The organism is Streptomyces sp. DSM 116795 (assembly GCF_055792905.1).
This window is the reverse complement of sequence record NZ_CM147707.1, coordinates 4,784,014-4,805,000: the sequence shown is the minus strand read 5'-3', so window position 1 is coordinate 4,805,000 and position 20,987 is coordinate 4,784,014. Positions and strand designations below refer to the sequence as shown.

The 20,987-nt window shown below is 71.2% G+C and carries 18 protein-coding genes (1 of these 18 running past the window's edge); 7 read left to right on the top strand and 11 right to left on the bottom strand.

Features of this window, described 5'->3' with window-relative positions; genetic code table 11:
• Positions 1–371, top strand: partial view of an RDD family protein gene (locus tag ACSMXX_RS20730; RefSeq protein WP_473180204.1) — the 3' end only. 586 nt of this gene lie to the left of the window's left edge; the window shows 371 of its 957 coding nt (coding positions 587–957); its start codon lies off the left edge, out of view; it ends in the stop codon at positions 369–371.
• A 69-nt stretch (positions 372–440) separates the two neighbouring features.
• On the opposite strand, the gene ACSMXX_RS20725 is transcribed toward ACSMXX_RS20730, so the two are convergent.
• From ACSMXX_RS20725 to ACSMXX_RS20690, 8 genes are all read right to left on the bottom strand, one after another.
• Entirely contained in the window at positions 441–1,055 is a 615-nt protein-coding gene (locus ACSMXX_RS20725; protein WP_473180203.1) for a hypothetical protein, read from the bottom strand.
• A gap of 129 nt (positions 1,056–1,184) precedes the next feature.
• The gene (ahcY, locus tag ACSMXX_RS20720) at positions 1,185–2,642 is read right to left on the bottom strand and encodes an adenosylhomocysteinase (RefSeq protein WP_473180202.1); all 1,458 of its coding nucleotides are present in this window, start codon (positions 2,640–2,642) and stop codon (positions 1,185–1,187) included.
• 433 nt (positions 2,643–3,075) lie between these two features.
• On the bottom strand, positions 3,076–4,008 hold the full coding sequence (locus ACSMXX_RS20715; RefSeq protein WP_473180201.1) for a cation diffusion facilitator family transporter: 933 nt from the start codon (positions 4,006–4,008) through the stop codon (positions 3,076–3,078).
• A gap of 132 nt (positions 4,009–4,140) precedes the next feature.
• A complete protein-coding gene (gene manA, locus ACSMXX_RS20710) occupies positions 4,141–5,391 on the bottom strand; it encodes a mannose-6-phosphate isomerase, class I (protein WP_473180200.1) in 1,251 nt (416 codons plus the stop codon).
• Between the two features lie 71 nt (positions 5,392–5,462).
• Positions 5,463–6,821 (bottom strand): SIS domain-containing protein, encoded by a 1,359-nt coding sequence (locus tag ACSMXX_RS20705; protein ID WP_473180199.1) that lies wholly within the window; start codon positions 6,819–6,821, stop codon positions 5,463–5,465.
• Between the two features lie 129 nt (positions 6,822–6,950).
• Positions 6,951–7,124, bottom strand: coding sequence for a Trm112 family protein (locus tag ACSMXX_RS20700; protein WP_473180198.1), 174 nt, complete (start codon positions 7,122–7,124; stop codon positions 6,951–6,953).
• Between the two features lie 195 nt (positions 7,125–7,319).
• Positions 7,320–8,681, bottom strand: a complete 1,362-nt coding sequence (locus ACSMXX_RS20695; RefSeq protein WP_473180197.1) for a phosphomannomutase/phosphoglucomutase — start codon at positions 8,679–8,681, stop codon at positions 7,320–7,322.
• A 179-nt stretch (positions 8,682–8,860) separates the two neighbouring features.
• The gene (locus ACSMXX_RS20690; RefSeq protein WP_473180196.1) at positions 8,861–9,259 is read right to left on the bottom strand and encodes a DUF3499 domain-containing protein; all 399 of its coding nucleotides are present in this window, start codon (positions 9,257–9,259) and stop codon (positions 8,861–8,863) included.
• 325 nt (positions 9,260–9,584) lie between these two features.
• Here ACSMXX_RS20690 and ACSMXX_RS20685 point away from each other — a divergent pair, with 325 nt between their 5' ends.
• The 3 genes from ACSMXX_RS20685 to ACSMXX_RS20675 all read left to right on the top strand — a co-directional run bounded on the left by ACSMXX_RS20685 (position 9,585) and on the right by ACSMXX_RS20675 (position 11,165).
• Positions 9,585–10,061, top strand: a complete 477-nt coding sequence (locus tag ACSMXX_RS20685) for a metallopeptidase family protein (RefSeq protein WP_473180195.1) — start codon at positions 9,585–9,587, stop codon at positions 10,059–10,061.
• 146 nt (positions 10,062–10,207) lie between these two features.
• Entirely contained in the window at positions 10,208–10,552 is a 345-nt protein-coding gene (locus ACSMXX_RS20680; protein WP_473180194.1) for an ArsR/SmtB family transcription factor, read from the top strand.
• Between the two features lie 79 nt (positions 10,553–10,631).
• The gene (locus ACSMXX_RS20675) at positions 10,632–11,165 is read left to right on the top strand and encodes an SRPBCC family protein (protein ID WP_473180193.1); all 534 of its coding nucleotides are present in this window, start codon (positions 10,632–10,634) and stop codon (positions 11,163–11,165) included.
• A 51-nt stretch (positions 11,166–11,216) separates the two neighbouring features.
• Here the strand turns inward: ACSMXX_RS20675 and ACSMXX_RS20670 are convergent, their stop codons facing one another.
• The 3 genes from ACSMXX_RS20670 to ACSMXX_RS20660 all read right to left on the bottom strand — a co-directional run bounded on the left by ACSMXX_RS20670 (position 11,217) and on the right by ACSMXX_RS20660 (position 17,194).
• Entirely contained in the window at positions 11,217–12,800 is a 1,584-nt protein-coding gene (locus ACSMXX_RS20670; protein WP_473180192.1) for a DUF5719 family protein, read from the bottom strand.
• The gene (locus tag ACSMXX_RS20665; RefSeq protein WP_473180191.1) at positions 12,797–16,618 is read right to left on the bottom strand and encodes a glycosyltransferase family 2 protein; all 3,822 of its coding nucleotides are present in this window, start codon (positions 16,616–16,618) and stop codon (positions 12,797–12,799) included. The genes ACSMXX_RS20670 and ACSMXX_RS20665 overlap by 4 nt, the downstream gene beginning before the upstream one ends.
• Positions 16,619–16,930: 312 nt before the next feature.
• Positions 16,931–17,194 (bottom strand): WhiB family transcriptional regulator, encoded by a 264-nt coding sequence (locus ACSMXX_RS20660; RefSeq protein WP_473180190.1) that lies wholly within the window; start codon positions 17,192–17,194, stop codon positions 16,931–16,933.
• 706 nt (positions 17,195–17,900) lie between these two features.
• On the opposite strand from ACSMXX_RS20660, the gene ACSMXX_RS20655 reads away from it, so the two are divergent.
• The 3 genes from ACSMXX_RS20655 to ACSMXX_RS20645 all read left to right on the top strand — a co-directional run bounded on the left by ACSMXX_RS20655 (position 17,901) and on the right by ACSMXX_RS20645 (position 20,920).
• Positions 17,901–18,404, top strand: coding sequence for a cysteine dioxygenase (locus tag ACSMXX_RS20655; protein WP_473180189.1), 504 nt, complete (start codon positions 17,901–17,903; stop codon positions 18,402–18,404).
• Between the two features lie 84 nt (positions 18,405–18,488).
• Positions 18,489–19,490: a 2-phospho-L-lactate transferase gene (cofD, locus tag ACSMXX_RS20650; RefSeq protein ID WP_473180188.1), complete on the top strand. Its 1,002-nt coding sequence runs from the start codon at positions 18,489–18,491 to the stop codon at positions 19,488–19,490.
• Positions 19,487–20,920 (top strand): coenzyme F420-0:L-glutamate ligase, encoded by a 1,434-nt coding sequence (locus tag ACSMXX_RS20645; protein WP_473180187.1) that lies wholly within the window; start codon positions 19,487–19,489, stop codon positions 20,918–20,920. Before cofD ends, ACSMXX_RS20645 begins: the two co-directional genes overlap by 4 nt.
• The last annotated feature ends 67 nt before the right edge of the window (positions 20,921–20,987 follow it).

The following is a 20,987-nucleotide window of genomic DNA, read 5'->3' as shown; positions in this document are numbered from 1 at the left end:
AGCTGGACGAGGCCGTGAGCCGTTCCATGGCGGAGCAGCTCGCCGCCGATCTCGTCTCGTGTACGGGCGTTCCGGCGCCGTACGGCGTGCCCGCGGCGGCGTATCTGGCGGGTGTCGTCGCGGAGCGGCAGGCCAGGGAGGCACATCGGACTTTCGGCGCCGAGGGGGTCGTGTCACCTTCGGGGCCGCTCCCGTCCGCCGCCTCCGCCGGAGCCTCCTCGTCCGCGGACTCCGGGGGGCAGAAGTCCGGCGGGCATCCGTGGGTGCCGGTTTCGGGGCCGCCCGCGAACGCGCGGCCGGTGCCGCCCGGGGAGGTTCAGGAGAAGGTGCCCGAGGCTCCGCGCCGGACGGGCTTCGTACCGCCGTCCTGAGGCACGGCGCGGTAGGAGGCGGCCTCGTGGTACGGCAACGTGGCATGGCCCCGTGGCCCGGGCGGCCGTTCAGCCGAAGCCGGAGGGTGGTGACTCCAGCTCCTCCAGTTCGATGCCGGGGGCGGAGAGTACGACGTCACCGGCGATGTGGACGGGGTGCTGTTCACCGGTGTCGACCTCGCCGACCTGGTAGTTCCCGACTGCGAGGGCGCCGCTGTCAGTGGCGTGTGTTTCAGTTCCGGTCAGCGTCCATGACTGGTCGAGCGTGCGCGGAGCGAGTACGGGGGGTGTGAGGGCGACGAGGCGGACACGGACGGCGGGCCCGCCGGAGGCCGGCCGCAGCAGCCGGGACGTCGCGACGAGAAAGGCGGGGGACGCGCCGGTGAAGGAGTGGGCGGCGGCGTTGCCCTCTTGAGCGTGTTCGCCGGCCGGGTCGGTACGGACCCAGGTGACCCCGTCCAGGACGGCGCCGCGCACCTGCCAGCCGCCGGCGTGGAGTTCGAGCCGGACCGGGCGGCCGAGTTCGTCGATGGCCAGATCGACCGAGCCGGCGTGGTCGCCGGAAGGGGTGGTGATCTGCGAGACGTAACGCCAGCCGGAGGGGCCGGTGGCGCAGTGGAAGTGCTCGTCGCCGAGGGGGGTGTGATCGTGCGGGTCGTGAAGCGAATACCGGCCGCGTGGCATGCGTGGACTCTACGTGCGGGCCTGAAGGGCAAGCCGAAGGCCCCCGCCACGGGGGCAGGGGCCTCGGCCTCGTTCAGGGGTGCCCGCCGACGCCCCGGCTGAGGGGTCGGCTCGACGGGCGGCCGCCTGTCAGTACCGGTAGTGGTCCGGCTTGTACGGGCCCTCGACGGGGACGCCGATGTAGTCGGCCTGGTCCTTGCGGAGCGTGGTGAGCCGCACTCCGAGGGCGTCCAGGTGCAGACGGGCGACCTTCTCGTCGAGGTGCTTGGGCAGCACGTAGACGTCGGTCGGGTATGCGTCGGTCTTCGTGAACAGCTCGATCTGGGCGATCGTCTGGTTGGCGAAGCTGTTGGACATCACGAACGAGGGGTGCCCGGTCGCGTTGCCCAGGTTCAGCAGTCGGCCCTCGGACAGCACGATGATCACCTTGCCGTCCGCGAAGGTCCAGGTGTGCACCTGCGGCTTGAGCTCTTCCCGGACCACGCCCTTGATCTCGGCGAGGCCGGCCATGTCGATCTCGTTGTCGAAGTGACCGATGTTGCCCACGATGGCCTGGTGCTTCATCCGGGCCATGTCCGAGGCCATGATGATGTCCTTGTTGCCCGTGGTGGTGATGAAGATGTCCGCCGTCTCCACGACGTCTTCGAGGGTCACCACCTGGTAGCCGTCCATCGCGGCCTGGAGCGCGCAGATCGGGTCGATCTCGGTGATCAGGACGCGGGCGCCCTGACCGCGCAGCGAGTCCGCACAGCCCTTGCCGACGTCGCCGTAGCCGAAGACCACGGCGGTCTTGCCGCCGATGAGGACGTCCGTGGCGCGGTTGATCCCGTCGATCAGCGAGTGCCGGCAGCCGTACTTGTTGTCGAACTTCGACTTGGTGACGGAGTCGTTGACGTTGATCGCCGGGAAGAGAAGCGCCCCCTCCTGGTGCATCTCGTACAGACGGTGCACGCCGGTGGTGGTCTCCTCGGTCACACCGCGGATCTCGGACGCGAGCTTGGTCCACTTCTGGGGGCTCTCCCGCAGCGTGCGGTTCAGCAGCTCCAGGACCACCCGGTGCTCGTCGTTCTCCGCCGTGTCGACGGAGGGGGCGGCGCCGGCCTTCTCGTACTCGACTCCCTTGTGAAGCAGGAGCGTGGCGTCACCGCCGTCGTCGAGGATCATGTTCGGTCCGCCGGTGGCGGCGCCGGGCCAGGTGAGGGCCTGCTCCGTGCACCACCAGTACTCCTCCAGCGTCTCGCCCTTCCAGGCGAAGACCGGGACGCCCTGGGGGTTGTCCGGGGTGCCGTCGGGGCCCACGACCGCAGCCGCGGCGGCGTGGTCCTGGGTGGAGAAGATGTTGCAGGACGCCCAGCGGACCTCTGCGCCCAGGGCGGTCAGAGTCTCGATCAGGACTGCCGTCTGCACGGTCATGTGGAGCGACCCGGTGACACGGGCCCCGGTGAGGGGCTTGTCAGCGGCGTACTCCCGGCGGATCGCCATCAGGCCGGGCATCTCGTGCTCGGCCAGGCTGATCTCCTTGCGGCCGAAGGCCGCAAGCGAAAGGTCCGCGACCTTGAAGTCCTGGCCGGTGGAGGTCGTCGTCATGCGAGCTGCTCTCCTCGATGTCGAGGTCATGGCTGACAGGTCCGTGCTGCGGCGCTCGGGCTCCGTGTGCGGTGCCTGCACTGCGTAACACACCACAGCGCACACGGGCACACTGATCCCTTGCTCGCAGCCCAGTCCGTCGGAGGCCCTCTCTCCCTCGGTGGCCCACGTGGCGGGCCGGCCGATCTGCCATCAGCAGCGACGTCTGTGCACTACGAATTTACACCGCTCGTCCAGTCGAACGGATTGCTCACGGTGCGAGCAAGGGCGGACCTGGTCTGATTTCGGCCGCACAGTGCGCGCAGTTGTGCCGATGCCCAACACTGGGCCCTCCCACACCTCTGCACATAATTTGACAAACGGCGCGAAGTGATGCATTCCCCCTGCGACGGGGGGAGTTCAGCGACGAGCGAACCCGGACGATACGGGGCGATCAGGTCGACGAAGCCGACGCCTCCGGCCGGTAGATGTCCGGCTCGAGATAGATCACACGGGCGCTCGGCACCGACTCCCGGATGCGGTCCTCCGCGGCGTCGATCGCACGCGCGATCTCGACCGCGGTGTCGTCGTGCTGCACCGCCACCTTCGCGGCGACCAGCAGTTCCTCCGGGCCCAGATGCAGCGTCCGCATGTGGATGATCCCCGTCACGGTCTCGCCGTCGACGAGCGCGGAGCGGATCTTCTCCCGCTCCTCCGGGTCCGCCGACTCGCCCAGCAGCAGCGACTTGGTCTCGGCCGCCAGGACTATCGCGATCACCACCAGAAGCACGCCGATGCACAGCGTGCCGATGCCGTCCCAGACGCCGTTCCCCGTCGCGAGTGCTGCACTGACTCCGAAGAGGGCGAGGATGAGACCGACGAGCGCGCCGAGGTCCTCCAGCAGGACGATGGGCAGCTCGGGCGCCTTGGCACGCCGTACGAACTGGCCCCAACTCAGCTTGCCGCGTACCTCGTTGGACTCCTTGATGGCCGTACGGAAGGAGAGGGTCTCGGCGATGATGGCGAAGACCAGCACACCCACCGGCCAGTACCAGTCCTTGATCTCGTGCGGGTGCTTGATCTTCTCGTAGCCCTCGTAGAGGGCGAAGACGCCGCCGATGGTGAACAGGACGATGGAGACCAGGAATCCGTAGATGTAGCGCTCACGGCCGTAGCCGAAGGGGTGCTCCTCGCTCGCGTCCTTCTTGGCCTTCTTGCCGCCGAGCAGCAGCAGGGCCTGGTTCCCGGAGTCGGCGACCGAGTGCACGCTCTCCGCGAGCATTGAGGACGAGCCGCTGAAGATCCAGGCGACGAACTTGCCCACGGCGATGGCCAAGTTCGCGCCCAGCGCGGCGATGATCGCCTTCGAACCGCCTGATGCACTCATACGAGTCGGTCGTCCCTCTCTCGGTGATACGCGTGCTTTCGGTGATACGCGTGCTCTCGGTGATCCCCGTGAACCCGCGGAGTCGTGGGTGCTTTCCGCCCGTGGCCGTCCACGGCCGCGCGGGTGTGCGCGTCAGACATCCACTGTGGCCCGGAAGAGCGTACCGTCACCCGTCATCCCGACCCGCTCGCCCGCTCGTACATATGCGGACTGGCCACGTTCCAGGGGCAGTTCGTCCCCTTCGCCCCCTTCGTCCCGACCGGTGGCGGCGCGCAGCACGACGCGGCCGGAAGTGCACAGCAGGATCTGCGGCGTACGGGCGCCGACGGGGCCCACCGCCGCGCCCGGTGCGACGACATAGCGGGAGAGGCGGAATTCGCCGATGGGGACCTCGTACAGCTCCTCGCCCCCCGGACCGGCCTCCGGGCGCAGAACAGCCGGTTCTCCCGGCTCGAAGCGGACGATCCGCAGCAGCTCCGGCACGTCGACGTGCTTCGGAGTCAGGCCGCAGCGCAGCACGTTGTCGGAGTTCGCCATGATCTCCACGCCGAGGCCGCTCAGATAGGCGTGCGGCACCCCTGCGCCGAGGTAGAGGGCCTCCCCCGGGTGCAGACGTACGTGGTTGAGCAGCATGGCCGCGATGACGCCGGGGTCGCCGGGGTAGTGGTGGGCGAGCGAGGCGCAGACGGCGTACGCACCGGCGTGGGTGTGGGCCCCGGTGCCGGTGTCCGTGTCGTTGCGCCCAGCGTCGGAGAGGCGAGCCGCCGCCCGTGCGGCCTCACCGACCGTGGCGGCGATCTCGTCCCGGTCGGCGGTGAGCACGGCGGTCAGGACCTCGCGCAGCGCCGCGCTCTCGGGGCTGGCCCGCAGGATGTCGACGTACGGCTTCAGCGCGTCGACGTCGAGCCCCGCCAGCAGATCCGCCGCGTCCCTCGCCCGCCGGAACCCGCAGAGGCCGTCGAAGTCCGTCAGCGCGCAGATGAGTTCGGGCTTGTGGTTGGTGTCCTTGTAGTTGCGCTCGGGTGCGTTGACGGGGACGCCGCGCGCCTCCTCGTCTGCGAAGCCCTGCCGCGCCTGCTCGCGGTCCGGGTGGACCTGGAGCGACAGCGGCGAGGCGGCAGCGAGCAGCTTCAGCAGGAAGGGCAGACGCGGCCCGAAGGCCCGTACGGCCTCCGGCCCCAACTCCCCTTCCGGGTCGGCCGCGATGACGTCCGTGAGCGGCTGCTCACGGCCGGCGCGGCCGACGGTCGAGGGGGCTCCCGGGTGGGCGCCCATCCACAGTTCGGCCTGCGGTTCGCCCGTGGACGGCGTCCCGAGGAGCTCGGGGATGGCTGACGTCGAGCCCCATGCGTAGGGCCTGACTGTGTTGTTGAGGCGGTCCATGCGGTGGTGCTTCGCTTCCTTACGGCAACTGCGGGGGCGGGGAGGGGACGAGGGCAGGGGCAGGGGCGGCGTTACGGCGACGATGATGCGCCGCCGTCGGCCAGCGCGAGGTAAACGGCGGCGAAATCCACGGTGGCGATCAGCTCGGCGGCGGCCTCGAGGGGGCCGCTGCCCTCGGCGGGTTCGAGTTCGCCGAGCGGGACGTCGTGCGCGTACGCGAGGTCCCGTGCCGCGACGACGGCGGACTCCGCGGACGGGGCACGGTCACGCAGCAGCAGGATCCGGGCGTGCAGCGATTCCGGCTCCTCCACGCGGTCGCGGAAGAAGTCGTCCGGGTCAGAACCTGCCGCGAGCGTGCCGGACAGCAGCGCGCTGTGTGCCGCCATCGCCTCGGGAAGCCCGGCGGCCAGCGCGGGAACGCCGGGGAGCGCGGCCAGGTTGCCGGCGCTGTACCGTGCGACGGCGCCCGCGAGGGGCCCCTCGCTCCACAACAGCGGGAAGGTTCCGGAGAGTTCGGTGGCGAGCGACTTGGCCGGATTGCTGTACGTGGCCACGGCGGGGCCGCAGCGTTCCGCGACCTGGTCGAGCCGGTCGGCCAGCGACGCCAGCGCGGGCTCGGGGGCGGCGAACAGACCGAGGCGGTCGGAGAGCACGAGGAGCGGGGTCAGCAGAGTCCACAGGAGGCCGGGAGCGGCCGTCGTCCGCGGCTCGGCGGCCGTCGTCCGCGGCTCGACGGGCGGTGCATGCGGTACGGCGGGACCCTCGGCACCGTCCGTGCCCCGGCTGTCCGGTGCGCCGGTGAGGTGCGTCGCGGTGGCGTCGTCGTCGCCGTTCGCGCGCTTCGCACCGTTCCCGGGGTCGTCGCCGCCCGCGGCCGCGGCCCCGTACCGGCCCGGGGAGCCGTCCCGTCCCGGGGAGCCGTCCCGTCCCGCCGGCGCGGGCGACGCCAGGGGCACCGCCAGCCCGTGCGTCTCCCCCGTCGTCTCCGCCACCGGCGAACCGGCCCGGCAGAGCGTCACGACGGTGCATCCGCGCCTGTACGCCTGCTCGATCAGGGCCGTCAGACCGGCCTCGGACCCGTCCGGTGTCGTCACCAGCAGCAGATCGAGCGAACCGGCCCAGCCGGGCAGGGTCCAGCGCAGCGCACCGGGCGCGGCGAGGGCGCCGGTTGGACGCAGCAGCGTGACGGGGACGGCGTCGTTGCTGAACGCCCCGAGCAGTTCCGCAACGCAGGCCGTCGCAGGTCCGGGACCGGCGACGAAGATCGCACGCGGCCGCCCTTCGGGGCGCAGTGCTGCCAGCCCCGTCTCGGTGGCCTGGCGCATCGCCGTACGTACGCGGGCTCCTGCTTCGGCGGTGCCGCGCAGCAGCGCCTCGGTGTCCGCACGGGCGATGGCTTCTGGAGAGTCGAGCAGTGACTCGTCGAGCATCTTCCGGAGCCTCCGATCGGCCGCTGGACGACGAGCTGCCCGCGCCGTGTGGTGTGAATGAAGGGGCGTGTTGCCGGGGACGGTCGGGCCGGCCCGGCGTTCAGCCGGGGCCGTTCAGCCGGGTGCCGTTCAGCCGGGGCGGCGCGCCTCGTCCACCAGAAGAACCGGAATCCCGTCGCGCACCGGGTAGGCGAGTCCGCACTCGGCGCCGCCCGTGCAGACCAGCTCCTCGGCCTCCTCGCGGAGCGGCGAGTGGCACGCCGGACAGGCGAGGATCTCCAGAAGACCGGCTTCGAGCGGCATGGGTTGTCCCTTTCGGACGGCGGGCGCGGCTGGCGGCCAAGCGTACCGCCGGGCGCCGGGCCCCCGCCCGCGGGCTGCGGGGCCTGCGGGCGGGGACGGGGACGGGTGCTGCGGGTGCGCCGGGGCCGCGGCCGGGCCCCGCCGGTTCTGGAGGTGTGGAAGGGCGTGCGGTGGCCGCGTGCCCGAACAGCACACCTAGGCCCGCACGATGGCGAGGACCTCGTCCCGCACCGTGTCCGCCGTCGCCTGGTCGCGCGCCTCGACGTTCAGCCGCAGGAGCGGTTCCGTGTTGGAGGCCCGCAGGTTGAACCACCAGTCGGCGGCGGTGACCGTCAGCCCGTCCAGCTCGTCGGTCTCGACGCCTTCCCGGTCCTGGTAGGCCGCCCTGACCGCCGCCGCGCGGCCGGCCTGGTCGTCGACCCTGCTGTTGATCTCGCCTGAGGCCGCGTAGCGGTCGTACTCGGCGACGAGTCCGGACAGCGGCCCTTGCTGACCGCCCAGCGCGGCGAGTACGTGGAGGGCCGCGAGCATGCCCGTGTCCGCGTTCCAGAAGTCGCGGAAGTAGTAGTGCGCGGAGTGCTCACCGCCGAAGATCGCGCCGGTGCGGGCCATTTCGGCCTTGATGAAGGAGTGCCCGACGCGCGTGCGTACCGGCGTGCCGCCGTTCTCCCGTACGACCTCGGGCACGGACCACGACGTGATCAGGTTGTGGATGACGGCGGAGCCGGGCGACTTGGCGAGTTCGCGCGCCGCGACGAGTGCGGTGATCGCCGACGGCGGGACGGGGGCGCCCTTCTCGTCGACGACGAAGCAGCGGTCGGCGTCGCCGTCGAAGGCCAGCCCGATGTCCGCACCGGTCTCTCGCACACGCTGCTGCAGGTCGACGATGTTCTTCGGATCGAGCGGATTGGCCTCGTGGTTGGGGAAGGTGCCGTCCAGTTCGAAGTACATGGCGTCCAGTTGGAGCGGCAGGCCCTCGAACACGGTCGGGACGGTGTGACCTCCCATGCCGTTGCCCGCGTCCACGACGACGGACAGCGGCCGGATGGAGGTGAGATCGACGAGCGTGCGCAGGTGCTCGGCGTAGTCGGAGAGCACGTCGCGCTCGCCGATCGTCCCTTCGGGTGTGCCTCCACGCTGGGGAGGGCCCGACTCGGCCCAGCTCTCGACGAGTTCGCGGATCTCGGCAAGCCCGGTGTCCTGGCCGACGGGGAGCGCGCCCGCGCGGCACATCTTGATTCCGTTGTAGCGCGCTGGATTGTGGCTGGCGGTGAACATCGCGCCGGGCAGGCCGAGTTGGCCGCTGGCGAAGTAGAGCTGGTCCGTCGAGCACAGGCCGATCTCCGTCACGTCGGCGCCCTGCCCTGCCGCTCCGCGCCCGAACGCCCGTGACAGGCCCGGCGACGAGGGCCGCATGTCGTGTCCCACCACGATCGCGGACGCGTCCGTGACGCGTACGAAAGCGGCTCCGAACAGCGCCGCCAGCGACTCGTCCCACTGGTCCGGCACGACGCCGCGCACGTCGTACGCCTTCACGATCTCCGACAGATCAGCCACGGGACAGCCCTCTCCTGGGTCCTCGGGTTCTCGGTTCTCAACAGCTCACTGAGTGCCCAAACCTACCTGCTGAGAACGCGATCTCCGGTGCCGTCAGGGCCTGTCGGACGCGCCGCGTGAGACCGGACGGAGTCCGGGAGAGGGACGTGCCGGGAGCAGAACTCAGGGCTCGGGCGACCTCAGGGCTCCGGCGACCTCAGTACGCGGAGATGGCCGCGGCGCGCGACCTCCATCGGATCGGAATCGCGCCCTTCCGGTCCGCCGACGGCATCCGGAGGCGCCGCCGCGGACGGATCGCGCCGCGGCGTACGGGCCGCCTCACGCACGGCGTTGGCGAGCGCTTCGAGATCGTCGCCGCTCGGGCGGGCCGGGCCCGACTCGACTGCCAGGCGCACGACTTCCCATCCGCGGGGGGCCGTCAGACGCTCGGAGTGCTCCGAACACAGGTCGTAGCAGTGCGGTTCGGCATATGTGGCCAACGGGCCGAGTACGGCGGTGGAGTCCGCATAGACGTACGTCAGCGTCGCGACGGCGGGACGGCCGCAGGCGGTTCGCGAACAGCGACGTACAGGGCTCACGACGATGGACCGTACCGCACTCTTGAGCGGCCTGCGACGACTCTCCTTGACGTCACTCCGTCGTGTCGTCCCGGTTGGCCGGAAACACCTGATCTGCGGGAAAGCGAAAGCGCCGACACCCTTGCGGCCGGGGAGAGTCGGGGATCTCACACGAAGTGGTCGGGAGTGGTCTGGAACAGGAAAACGGTCGCGAGATCACCGGTCTCTACGGGTACACGAAGCGACCCGAAAGACCCTGAGACCGATCACCCTGTGACACGGCCGTGAATGTTCCTGTGACCGCGGTTCCCGTCCGCCCGACCGCCCGACCGCTAGGCTCATGACGATGAACAGCCCTGTACCGCCTCGCGGTCCCGGCCGGGCCGACGAGCCCGGTGACTCCGAACACGGACCGCGCCGGCGCGACCGTCACGGGCGCGGCATGCGCGGACCCGTCGCACCGCCCCAAGTGCCCCTCGCCGTCAGCCGTTCGGAAGCCTTCGACGATCTGGTGCGCGATTCGGTCAGCAGGCTGGAGCGGCGCTGGCCGCAGCTCACCGGCGTCGAGTTCGCGGTGCAGGAGGTGCCACACAGCGACGACGGCGAACTCGACGAACAAGCCGAGGCCGTGCCGCTCGGGAGGGTCGCCGAGTCGAAAGGCGGGCGGCCCGACCGGATCGTCGTCTACCGCCGCCCCGTCGAGATCCGTACGCGCAACCGCGACGAGAGGGCACTGCTGGTGCACGAGGTCGTCGTGGAGCAGGTCGCCGAACTGCTGGGCCTCTCACCGGAGTCGGTCGATCCCCGTTACGGGCAGGATTAGGCCACCGTCGACTTCACGGCGCAGACACCGGAGTTGGACACGGTGCGTGTATTTCCCACTACTCACCGCATCAACAGCTCGCCTGCTCGCGACTGTACTCTTATATTCCTTGACACGTATATACGCGAGGAGGCATATTGCCTTCCGTGACGGATGCCACATGGACGGCGCTGGCCGATCCCCATCGCCGGGCGATGCTCGACGTGCTGCGCGTACGCGCATGTGCGGTGGGCGAGATCGTCGACGAACTGGGCTTCACACAGCCGACTACGTCCAAGCATCTGCGGGTTCTGCGCGAGGCGGGCCTGGTGAAGGTGCGCACCCACGCACAACGGCGCATCTATTCGGTCGACCTCGAGCAGATGGCCGAACTCGACGCCTGGCTGGCCCCGTTCCGCCGGCTGTGGAACGAACGGCTCGACGCGCTCGGCAAGCACCTCGACATGAGCGAGGACGTGGCCGGAAGCGAGAACCCGGAGCGCGGACGCTGACAGCGCAGCGCGCGCAGCAGAACTGCCGGAGAGCACCCGAGAACAAGAGCCCAGGAGCACGAGAGCAGGGGAGCAAGTCATGGACCGTGGAAGCTACTTCAAGTACGAGGGCCGCCCGGCGGTGCGGTTCCAGCGGACCTACCCGCACCCTGCCGAAAGGCTGTGGGCAGCGGTGACCGAGTCCGGGGAACTGGCGCACTGGTTCCCCAGCGCCGTGCGCATGGACGCGTACGCGGGCGGAAAGATCGAGTTCTCCGACGACCCCAACATCGAAGCGTCCGCGGGCACCGTCCTCGTCTACGAGCCACCGCGGCGCCTCGCATACACCTGGGGCGGCGACGAACTGCACTTCGAAATCGAGCCCGTTGACGACACCGCCTGCACCCTCACGCTGATCAACGTGCTGGAGGCGGAGGACACCGCCGCACGCAACGCCGCCGGCTGGACGGTGTGCCTGGCCGAACTCGGCAAGAGCCTCTCGGGCGCGACCGCGGAAGGCCCGCACAGCGAATCCGCACAGCCCTGGCGTCCCCTCTACGACGACTACATCGCCTCCGGCATGCCCTCGGGCGCCCCGATCCCGGGCGATCCCGAGTTCGAGTCCGGGCGCTGATCCGGGTCCGAGTCCGAGTCCGGCGGGCCTTCGCACGGGAGCTGAGCGGGCTCAGCCGCCGTCCGTCAGCACCGACAGGTCCTGCCCCGATTCGGGGACCAGCACCTTGCCGCGGTCGTCCGGCAGTGTCTGCACGGTGAAAGCGGGCAGCTTGCCCTTCTTCTCCTCCAGCATCCGCGAGGCGTACAACTGCCCGCCTGAGAGCCGGTCGACGGTCACCGCGTAGCCGCCCTTGACGCCCTTGGGCCGGGGCGGGACGAAGGACTTGGTCGTCTTCCCCTTGACCGTGTACGTCTCGCTGACGGGGCTGCCGCCCTCGCTGCCCGCCGACGCCGTCACCCGCACCTTCACGGCCTTGCCGGTGGCCGTGAGGGAGAGCTTGGAGCCCTTCTCGCGGTTGTCGGCGGCGGTGGCACGGTCCGTGAGGGGCGCGGTGCCGGGGATGAAGGCCGTCTCCTGGTTCTTCCCCTTGCCGCGGACCACGCGCAGCGCGGCGACCACCGGGGTCGCATCGCTCCCGCCCTCGGTCGGAGAGAGGACGAGTGAGCCCGCCTCCCCCTTGGTGAGGTCCTTCAGATCGACGGCGGTGGCCATACCGCCGCGTACATGCAGCGTCTCGTGACCGGCCGGGGCGATCTGCCCGGACGAGCTCGCGAGCCTGACCTTCAGATCGGCGTCGTTCTCACCCGGCGCGAGCACGACCAGCCGTACGGCCGTGGCGTCACCGGGGATTCCCGGCAGCACGGCGCCCGTGCCGGGGTCGGCGACGGAGGACACCCAGTCGCCGCCGAGCTTCTCGTCGACCGCCTGCAGTTGCGCGCCCACGCGCCCGGCACGGGCCACGACATGGACGCCGAGGTTGGTCACCGGCTCCGGTGTGAGCGTGGAGAGGAGCACGGGCACGGTCGAACGGGGCGGGATCGTGATGCCCTCACCGGTCTCGGAACCCACCCGGCCCTCCTTGCCGTACAGGTTCAGGTCCACGACGGCGCTGGAGTCGTCGGGGTTCGTGAGATGGACGTAGTCCTGCCGCTCCTTGTCCGTGCTCGCGCCCGGGAACCAGAAGTCGGTGTCCGGCACGGTGCAAGCCGTCCCCTGCATTCCGCGGCCGGCTCCTACGGCGACGTTCGTCGTCTGCTGCACCGTCCAGCCGGGGGCCAGCCCGCCGTCGGCGGAGCCGAAGAGGGCGGCTGAGCCCGGGGCCTTGGAATCGGCCGTCACCGGCTTGCCCGGCGTACGCAGCGGGGCGAACGGCTTCGGCTCGGACTTCTCCTTGTCCTTGCCGTCGCCCTTGTCCTTGTCCTTGTCGTCGCCCTTGCCCTTGCCGTCGCCCTTGTCGCCGCCCTTGCCCTTGTCGCCCCCGTCGTCGGAGCCGCCGGTGTCCGCCTTCTCCGCCGGATAGAGCTCGGCGCCGCCCTTCCCCTGACCGCCCTTCGGCGTGAAGGCCGTGTACCGGGTCTCCGCGACGTCGGAGACGCTGGGCTGCGGACAGACCAGCGTGGAACGCTCGACGGGCCTGCGTCCGGCCGCGGCCGCGCCGGACTCCCCGGCGTCCGGCGCCGCGAGCGCCGCGACGCCGGTCAGCGCGGCCAGCGCCGTGGCCGCGCCGATGAGGGTCGTGCTCGTGCGGTTCACTGCTGATCGCTCCTGTTGCCGTACCTCGGGTCGTAGCCGTACGGGTCGGCCTGCCCTTCGTACGCGTCGTACTGCCGCGCCGGGTAGCGGTCGCCGTAACCCTGCTCGTATCCCTCGTCGTAGGGCGGCGGGTCGCCGTAGGGCCGCTGCTGGGGCTCGAACGGCGAGGGCTCGTACGACGAGGTGTCGTACCCCGGGGACCCGTACTGCGGGTCGTACTGCGAAGGCTCGAACTGCCGCTCGCCGTAACGCTGTTCGTACTCCTGCCCGTACGGCGCCCCGCTGCCGGAGTCCGTCCCGAACGGCACCTGCTCGGGTACATGAGGAGCACGGACCGGGGGCTCAGGCACACCCGCGCCCCCTGCCTCCCCGGCCTCGGCGGCCCGCGCCGCCTCCGCCGCGGCCAGCCTGCGCGCCCGGCGGCCGCCCGCCTCGGCGCCCTGCGCGGGAACAGCCGGAGCCGCAGCCTCCGGAAGGTCGTCGTCCACCTGACGGCGCCGGCCGGGCAGTGCGAGTACGACCACCACGAGCGCCAGGAAGCCCTGCAGCCACACCCAGCCGGTGTGCGCCGCGCTCGTCTCGTGCGTGAGGTCCAGCCGGCCGCCGCCCGCCGGAAGTTCGAAGCCCTGCGCCCAGCCGTCGACCGTCACTGGGTCCAGCGGCTTGCCGTCGAGCGTCGCGCTCCAGCCGGGGTCGGCGGCGTCGGCCACCCGCAGGATCCGCCCGGACTCCCCCGGCCGCAGATCCGTGTGCACCTCCAGCGGGCCTGCCGCCACGGGCACGGCCGCCGCCTCGTCACCGGCGGCACCGCTGCCCTTTCCGGCACCGGCGGGCACCACGGTGACCCGGGAGACCTGACGGTCCACCCGCCACAGTGCGCTGCCGTCCTCCTGGCTGAGCCGGGTCATCCCGGGCGTCGCGTCCAGCACGCGGCTCATCTGACGGGGCGCCCCGTCCTGCACGAGCACATAGCGCACCGCGTAGCCGCCGAGCTGCTCCGTCTGGTCGGCACCCGAGCCCGCCACGAGGTTGGCGACCACCCGTTCCAGCCGTGCGTCGTCTCCGCCGGCGGCCGCCAGATCGCCGTCGCCGAGCCTCGCTCCGGAGCCGCGGACGATCGAGTACGAGACATCGGACGGCGCACGGGAGGCGTCGTCCGCCTCGCCGGACAGCACGAGGGTGCGGGCCTGGTCCCGCGTGTTGCCCTCCTCCGCGACGAACGCCGGCACCTGCACCGGATCACGCCGCGAGAGGGGCCCGTCGGCGCCGCCGGCCATCCAGCCGACGGCAGCGACGAGCGGCGCGGCGACAGCGGCCGCGGCCACGATCGCCGCCGCCGGCTGCTTCCAGCCGAAGCTCTGTTCCGCGACCCGCTCCTTGGCGCCCTCGGCGCCCATCACGGCGGCGCACAGCAGCGCCAGCCCGTACACGAGAGTGGCCGGTCCGGCCCAGGCGACGCTGTTCGCCAGCCCCGCATACAGCAGCCCCACCAGGGCCACGGCCCATGCGGCGCGTACGGCAGGCTGCCGTTCCCCGCGCAGCAGTGCGGCCAGCGCCGCGAGCACAACGCCGATCAGCAGCAGCCCGCCCGCGGCACCCGGGCCGCCCGGCGTCAGGGTGAGCAGGCCGAGCGCGTCACCGGAACCCGCGCCGTACGGCAGCCCCGCCTCACGGAAGAAACCTGACGGGCTCATCAGCAGCGACAGCGACCACGGGGCCAGCAGAACCATGGGCGTCACGAGAGCGACTACGGCGCGCACGGCCGTTCCCCGCACAGGCCCGTCGGCCGCACCGCCGAAGGCGCCGGAGACACCAGAGACACCGGAGACACCCGCACCGGAGACCCCGGCACCGGAGCCGCCCGCCTCCGGCTCCCCGCCCACCGTGTCCGCCAGACCCAGCCGCCGCAGTACGAACAGCACCACGGCCAGCGTCAGTGCGATCAGCCACACCAGCGGCGTGAAGGCGGTCGTCAGGGTCAGCAGCAGCGCATACCCCCACACGGCACGCCATCCCGGCCGCCCCCGCAGACCGCTCACGGCGACGGCTGAACGCGCCAGCAGCGGCAGCGTGATCGCCAGTACGGCCGTGCCGATCCGCCCGCCCGCGAGCGCACCCGTCGCCGCGGGCAGGAAGGCGTACGCGACGCTTCCCCAGGCGCGCAGCAGCCGCGACTCCACCAGCGGCCGCGATGTGAAGTACGCGGTGAAACCGGCCAGCGGCACCGAGCAGACCAGCAGCAGCGTGAGCGCGAAGCCGGTGCTGCCCAGGAAGACGGTGGCGACCATGGCCACGATCGCCAGGTACGGCGGCGCCGTCTGCGTGCCGCCGATGCCGACGGGATGCCAGCCGTCGACGTAACGCCCCCACAGGTCCGACACGTCGGCGGGCGCCGGCAGCAGCGCACCCCCGGCGAGCGCACCGCTTCCCAGCAGTTCGCGGCATGCGATCAGGGAGACCACGAGCAGGACCGCGAAGAGCACCGGCCCCGGCTTCCGGCCGATCTGCTTCAGCCGCGCGAACTGCTCGACCTGCAGATAGTCCGCCTCGTCATCCCCGGGCCCGGACTCCACGGCGCCGTGCCGGCCCCCTGACGACATGTCCGGTTCCGCGCGGCCGCCGAAGTTGCTGGCGACCTGCTCGGCGGTGGCCCGCACGGTCGCGCCGGGCGGCGGGAAGAGATGCCGCAGTTCGTTGTACGGAACGGCCGGCTTGCCTCGCCTGCGGCGCGCCCCCAGGAGCCTCCCGGGCCGCAGCAGCGTCCCGGTCAGCCCTCGCACCTCGTCGAGGGCCTGCCCCGGCGCCTTCCCCACGAGATAGGCGAGCGTGCGCAGCATCGTCCCGAGTACGAGACGCAGCATCACCCAGACGAGCTTCGAGGCGGGCACGTTGGCGAGCAGCGTGTAGACGGCTCCGGCCTTGTCGACGCGGTGCGGGCTGGCGCCGCCGCGCGCTCCCCGGCCGACGCAGTCGACGGGGCGCCGCTCACGCGAGGCCGCCTCCGCGTGCCGTACCACCGCGTCGGGGACGATCAGCACCTTGTGCCCGGCGGAGTGCGCACGCCAGCACAGGTCGACGTCGTCACGCATCAGGGGCAACCGCCGGTCGAAGCCGCCGAGTTGCTCGAAGACGTCCCGCCGGATGAGCATTCCGGCGGTGGAGACCGACAGGACCGTCCGCACCTGGTCGTGCTGCCCCTGGTCCTGCTCGCGCCGTTCGACGCCGGTCCAGCGGCGGCCGCTGTTCGCGATGGACACCCCGGCTTCCAGCAGCTGCCTGCGGTCGTACCAGCTGCGCAGCTTCGGGCCGACGAGAGTGGCACCGGGGTCGGCGTCGACGATCCTCAACAGCCGTGCCAGGGCGTCCGGTTCGGGAGCGCAGTCGTCGTGCAGCAGCCACAGCCACTGGACGGGCTCACCGTGCGGCAGCTCCGGCATGTCGTACGCGTCGTCGCGCCAGGTGCGCGTGACGGGGTCCCAGCCGCTGGGGCGTTTCAGATACGGAAGGTCGTCCGGGGTCGGTACGTGCGCGGTCCTTGCGGCCTCGTCCACGGCCGCGCCGAATCCCGTACGGCGGGCCATGTGCAGCACGCGGTCGGATCCGAGGGTCTCCGTGAGCAGCTGAGCCGACTCGTCCGCACTGCCGGTGTCGGCCGTGATGACGTCCTGCACCGGGCGCTCCTGGGAGAGCAGGCCCGACAGCGCCTCGGGCAGCCACCTCGCGCCGTCGTGCGAGACGAGCACGGCGGTGACGACGTGCCGAGGGAACTCAGGTGTGGCCGCCTCGTACTGGGCAGCCGTGTGGCTGTGCACGGACATCGAGGTGCGGGCCCCTCCCCGGGGGTGCGGGGGCGATCCCCCGAAGACGCTGCTACGGACTCGTAGGCGCACCGCCCCGCGGAGGGGCCGCGCACCAAGGACGGGCCACACACTAACGGCTCAGTGCGCACTCCCCATCCGGTCCTGCAAGCTGTCGCACAACCAGGGGTACTTCACGTCGGCGAAACGCAGCGGCTGCGGGGATGCACCCGCGGTCCCACGGGCCACGGCTGCGGGATTCCCTTTGCACCCGAAGCCGTTGCCGGGGACTTCTGCGACGCGAAGCCGTGGGCTTTCGAGCCCCGAACTCCCTCAGACGGCGGCCTTCTTCAGGCGCCGCCGCTCACGCTCGGACAGTCCGCCCCAGATACCGAAACGTTCGTCGTTCGCGAGGGCGTACTCAAGGCATTCGGAACGGACCTCGCAGGCGAGGCAGACCTTCTTCGCCTCCCTGGTGGAGCCACCCTTCTCGGGAAAGAAGGACTCGGGATCGGTCTGGGCGCACAACGCGCGTTCCTGCCAGCCGAGCTCCTCGTCAATCTCTTCGACCAGCACTTCCTGGAACAGCTCGGTCATGTGCGCCCCTCGTCCGTCTTTGCGTCCCCGTGATGCCGTCGTTATCGATCGCAGCTGAACGACACGTGTGAAATTACAAGTGTGCCGATCCGCGCCAGTCAAGCCGAGATCTGCTATTGAGTCCGTTATTCACTCTGCGGAACCAAGCAGAACCGGAAAGTGTTGATATCACCATGAACCATCCCAAACACTCCGGTGATCATTCTCCGAACCTTTGTCGACCGGAGTCCGTACGCCCGATCCCGGCGAATCGCCGCCACCGGCCCGGACAGCCGTGATCACGGCTCGGTCACAGATGCACAACGACGTTCACGTGCACGGGTGTTGCGCCATTTGTCCTCGATCCACGGAGAACAAACCTTTCGCCGTGCACCCCTACCGGATGTGATGAACCCCCCACGCCGGACACGACGTCCGAGTTGACAGCGCCACGGGTCAGTCGGTCTCCTTGACCCCATGCCAGTGACTCCCGAGCTCTTCACGGCCGCCGCCGCGCGGCCTCTTCGCGCGGTTCACGCTGCTCGCGTCGCCACGGGTCACTGCCGCTGTCGCTGTCGCTGCTGTTGAGGCACCTCTTCCGGCCGGTCACCGGCCGGAATCCGGCCGGTGCACGCTCCGGCCCGTTTCCCGACCGGTCGCACGGTCGTCTCCGGTTCCTCGCCCGGTCCGCTCCGGGCTTCCTCCAGCGCGAAAGACCATCACCGACGTGAACAGCGACAACGAGATCGCGGGCGACCCGCTCGCCCTCCCTCACCTGATGCCGCCGGCCCCCGGCCACCCCTCGACCGTGGCGGGCTTCGCGGGGCTGGCCCGTACTATCGCCGCCGACCGCGCGAGCTGGGAGCCGCTGGTGCGGTACGACCCGGCCACCCGCTGGTATCACCGGCTGCGCACCGGCCCCGGCTACGAGGTGTGGCTGCTGAGCTGGCTGCCCGGGCAGGGCAGCGGGCGTCACGACCACGGGCCGTCCTCCGGTGTCTTCACCGTCCTGCAGGGCGAGCTGACCGAGCACGCACGCGGGGCGGTCCGAACGCTCGGGACCGACGCGTTGCGCACCTTCGCGCCCGGATATGTGCACGAGGTCGTCAACGACAGTCTGCTTCCGGTCGTCAGTCTGCACATCTACTTCCCGGGGCTGACCGAGATGCCGATGTACGAGCCCGTCGCCGCGTGCAGTGCCGCGGACCAGGTGCCCCTGACCGCCGACTGAGCACGGTCCACCCCGGTACGGGGCGCGCAGCCGGGCGGTGACCGCCCTGCTGTTCGACTGCTGTCTGCTGACACACTGGTCCGCATGGAGCGGATTGTGGTTCTGGCCGGGGGCATCGGTGGTGCCCGCTTTCTGCGCGGACTGAAGTCCGCCGTGCCCGACGCGGACGTCACCGTCATCGGCAACACCGGTGACGACATCCATCTCTTCGGGCTGAAGGTCTGTCCCGACCTCGACACGGTGATGTACACGCTCGGCGGCGGCATCAACGAGGAACAGGGCTGGGGCCGCGCCGACGAGTCCTTCGCGGTGAAGGAGGAGCTTGCGGCCTACGGAGTGGGCCCCGGGTGGTTCGGGCTCGGCGACCGCGACTTCGCCACCCACATCGTCCGTACGCAGATGCTGAGCGCCGGATATCCGCTCAGCGCCGTCACGGAGGCCCTGTGCGCGCGCTGGCAGCCGGGGGTGACGCTGCTGCCGATGACCGACGACCGCGTCGAGACGCATGTGCTCATCGACACCGCGGACCTGGACGAGTCTCAGCGCGGCGAGGGCGGCGAAGGCGGCGAGAGCCGCAAGGCCGTGCACTTCCAGGAGTACTGGGTGCGGCTGCGCGCCTCCGTCGACGCGCACGCGGTGGTGCCGGTGGGTGCCGAGTCCGCCAAGCCCGCGCCCGGCGTGCTCGACGCCATCGCGGACGCTGACGTGATCCTCTTCCCGCCGTCCAACCCCGTGGTCAGCGTGGGCACGATCCTCGCCGTGCCCGGGATGAGGGAGGCCATCGCCGAGGCCGGGGTGCCGGTGGTCGGGCTGTCGCCCATCGTCGGGGACGCGCCGGTGCACGGCATGGCGGACAAGGTGCTCGCCGCGGTGGGCGTGGAGGCCACGGCGGCCGCTGTCGCGCAGCACTACGGCAGCGGCCTGCTGGACGGCTGGCTCGTGGACACGGTGGACGCCGGTTCGACGCAGGCCGTCGAGGATGCCGGAATCCGCTGCCGCGCCGTCCCGCTGATGATGACCGGCACCGATGCGACCGCCGCCATGGCGCGTGAAGCACTCGCGCTGGCGGCAGAGGTGAGCGCGTGACGACAGGCCCGGGCGCCGGTACGGGCGAGTCCGCCGGAAGCCCGCAGCCCCCCGCGTACCGGGTGTGGGCGCTGCCCGGAATCCCCGAAGTGCGCCCCGGCGACGACCTGGTGAAACTCATCGTGAACGCGGTGACGGGCGCCGGGCCCGGGCCCGATTCCCCCGGACTTGCCGACGGTGACGTGCTGATCGTCACGTCGAAGATCGTGAGCAAGGCCGAGGGGCGGATCGTGCGTGCGGACGACCGCGAAGCGGCCATAGACGCGGAGACCGTACGGGTGGTGGCGCGCCGCGGCCCCGCGCGCATCGTGGAGAGCCGGCACGGCTTCGTCATGGCGGCGGCGGGCGTGGACGCGTCCAACACCCCCAAGGGGACTGTGCTGTTGCTGCCAGAGGACCCGGACGCCTCGGCCCTGCGGATCCGCGAGGGCGTGCGGGACGCGCTGGGCGCCGATGTGGGCGTGGTCGTCACGGACACCTTCGGACGGCCGTGGCGCGAAGGGCAGACCGATGTGGCGATCGGCGCCTCGGGCGTACGTGTCCTGGAGGATCTGCGCGGCGGCCGCGACACGTTCGGCAACCCCCTCGGCGTGACGGTCACGGCCGTCGGGGACGAGCTGGCCGCGGCCGGCGAGCTCGTCAAGGGCAAGGCGGACGGCTTCCCCGTCGCCGTCGTGCGGGGGCTTCCGCAGCATCTGCTGCAGCGTCAGGAGACAGAGGTGTCCGAGGAGACAGCGGGGCCCGGGGGCTCGGCGGAGCCGGGTCCGGCCGCCGGGTCCGCCCGGGCACTGGTGCGGGACGCCGCGCAGGACATGTTCCGGCTGGGCACCTCCGAGGCCGTACGGGAAGCGCTCGCGCTGCGCCGTACCGTTCGCGAGTTCACATCCGAACCGGTGGACGGAGGTTCGGTGCGCCGAGCCGTCGACGCGGCGGTGACGGCGCCGGCGCCGCACCACACGACGCCGTGGCGCTTCGTACTGCTCGAGTCGCCTCAGTCGCGGCTGGCGCTGCTCGACGCGATGCGCGGGAAGTGGATCGCCGATCTGCGGGCGGACGGCAAGAGCGAGGAGAGCATCGCCAAGCGGGTCCGGCGCGGCGACGTACTGCGCAACGCGCCGTATCTGGTGGTGCCTTGCCTCGTGACGGACGGCTCGCACGACTATCCGGACGCGCGGCGCTCCGCGGCGGAGCGGGAGATGTTCGTCGTCGCGTGCGGCGCGGGCATCCAGAACTTCCTTGTGGCGCTGGCCGGTGAGCAACTGGGCTCGGCGTGGGTGTCGTCGACGATGTTCTGCCGTGACGTGGTACGCGAAGTACTCGAACTGCCCGGCGAATGGGACCCGATGGGCGCTGTGGCCGTCGGACATGCGGCGGCCCCGCCTCGGCAGCGGCCGCCGCGCCGGGGCGACGACTTCACCGAGGTGCGCTGAGCGGCCCGGCGGCCGCAGGAAGGGGCACGAGCCGGGCCGCGTCACAACCCGCCGTACCCGTCGGGCA

Excerpts from the sequence above, each read along its gene's own strand:
- ACSMXX_RS20725 (WP_473180203.1), bottom strand. The coding sequence starts at position 1,055 with ATGCCACGCGGCCGGTATTCGCTTCACGACCCGCACGATCACACCCCC.
- ahcY (WP_473180202.1), bottom strand. The coding sequence starts at position 2,642 with ATGACGACGACCTCCACCGGCCAGGACTTCAAGGTCGCGGACCTTTCG.
- ACSMXX_RS20715 (WP_473180201.1), bottom strand. The coding sequence starts at position 4,008 with ATGAGTGCATCAGGCGGTTCGAAGGCGATCATCGCCGCGCTGGGCGCG.
- manA (WP_473180200.1), bottom strand. The coding sequence starts at position 5,391 with ATGGACCGCCTCAACAACACAGTCAGGCCCTACGCATGGGGCTCGACG.
- ACSMXX_RS20705 (WP_473180199.1), bottom strand. The coding sequence starts at position 6,821 with ATGCTCGACGAGTCACTGCTCGACTCTCCAGAAGCCATCGCCCGTGCG.
- ACSMXX_RS20700 (WP_473180198.1), bottom strand. The coding sequence starts at position 7,124 with ATGCCGCTCGAAGCCGGTCTTCTGGAGATCCTCGCCTGTCCGGCGTGC.
- ACSMXX_RS20685 (WP_473180195.1), top strand. The coding sequence starts at position 9,585 with ATGAACAGCCCTGTACCGCCTCGCGGTCCCGGCCGGGCCGACGAGCCC.
- ACSMXX_RS20675 (WP_473180193.1), top strand. The coding sequence starts at position 10,632 with ATGGACCGTGGAAGCTACTTCAAGTACGAGGGCCGCCCGGCGGTGCGG.
- ACSMXX_RS20665 (WP_473180191.1), bottom strand. The coding sequence starts at position 16,618 with ATGTCCGTGCACAGCCACACGGCTGCCCAGTACGAGGCGGCCACACCT.
- ACSMXX_RS20660 (WP_473180190.1), bottom strand. The coding sequence starts at position 17,194 with ATGACCGAGCTGTTCCAGGAAGTGCTGGTCGAAGAGATTGACGAGGAG.
- cofD (WP_473180188.1), top strand. The coding sequence starts at position 18,489 with ATGGAGCGGATTGTGGTTCTGGCCGGGGGCATCGGTGGTGCCCGCTTT.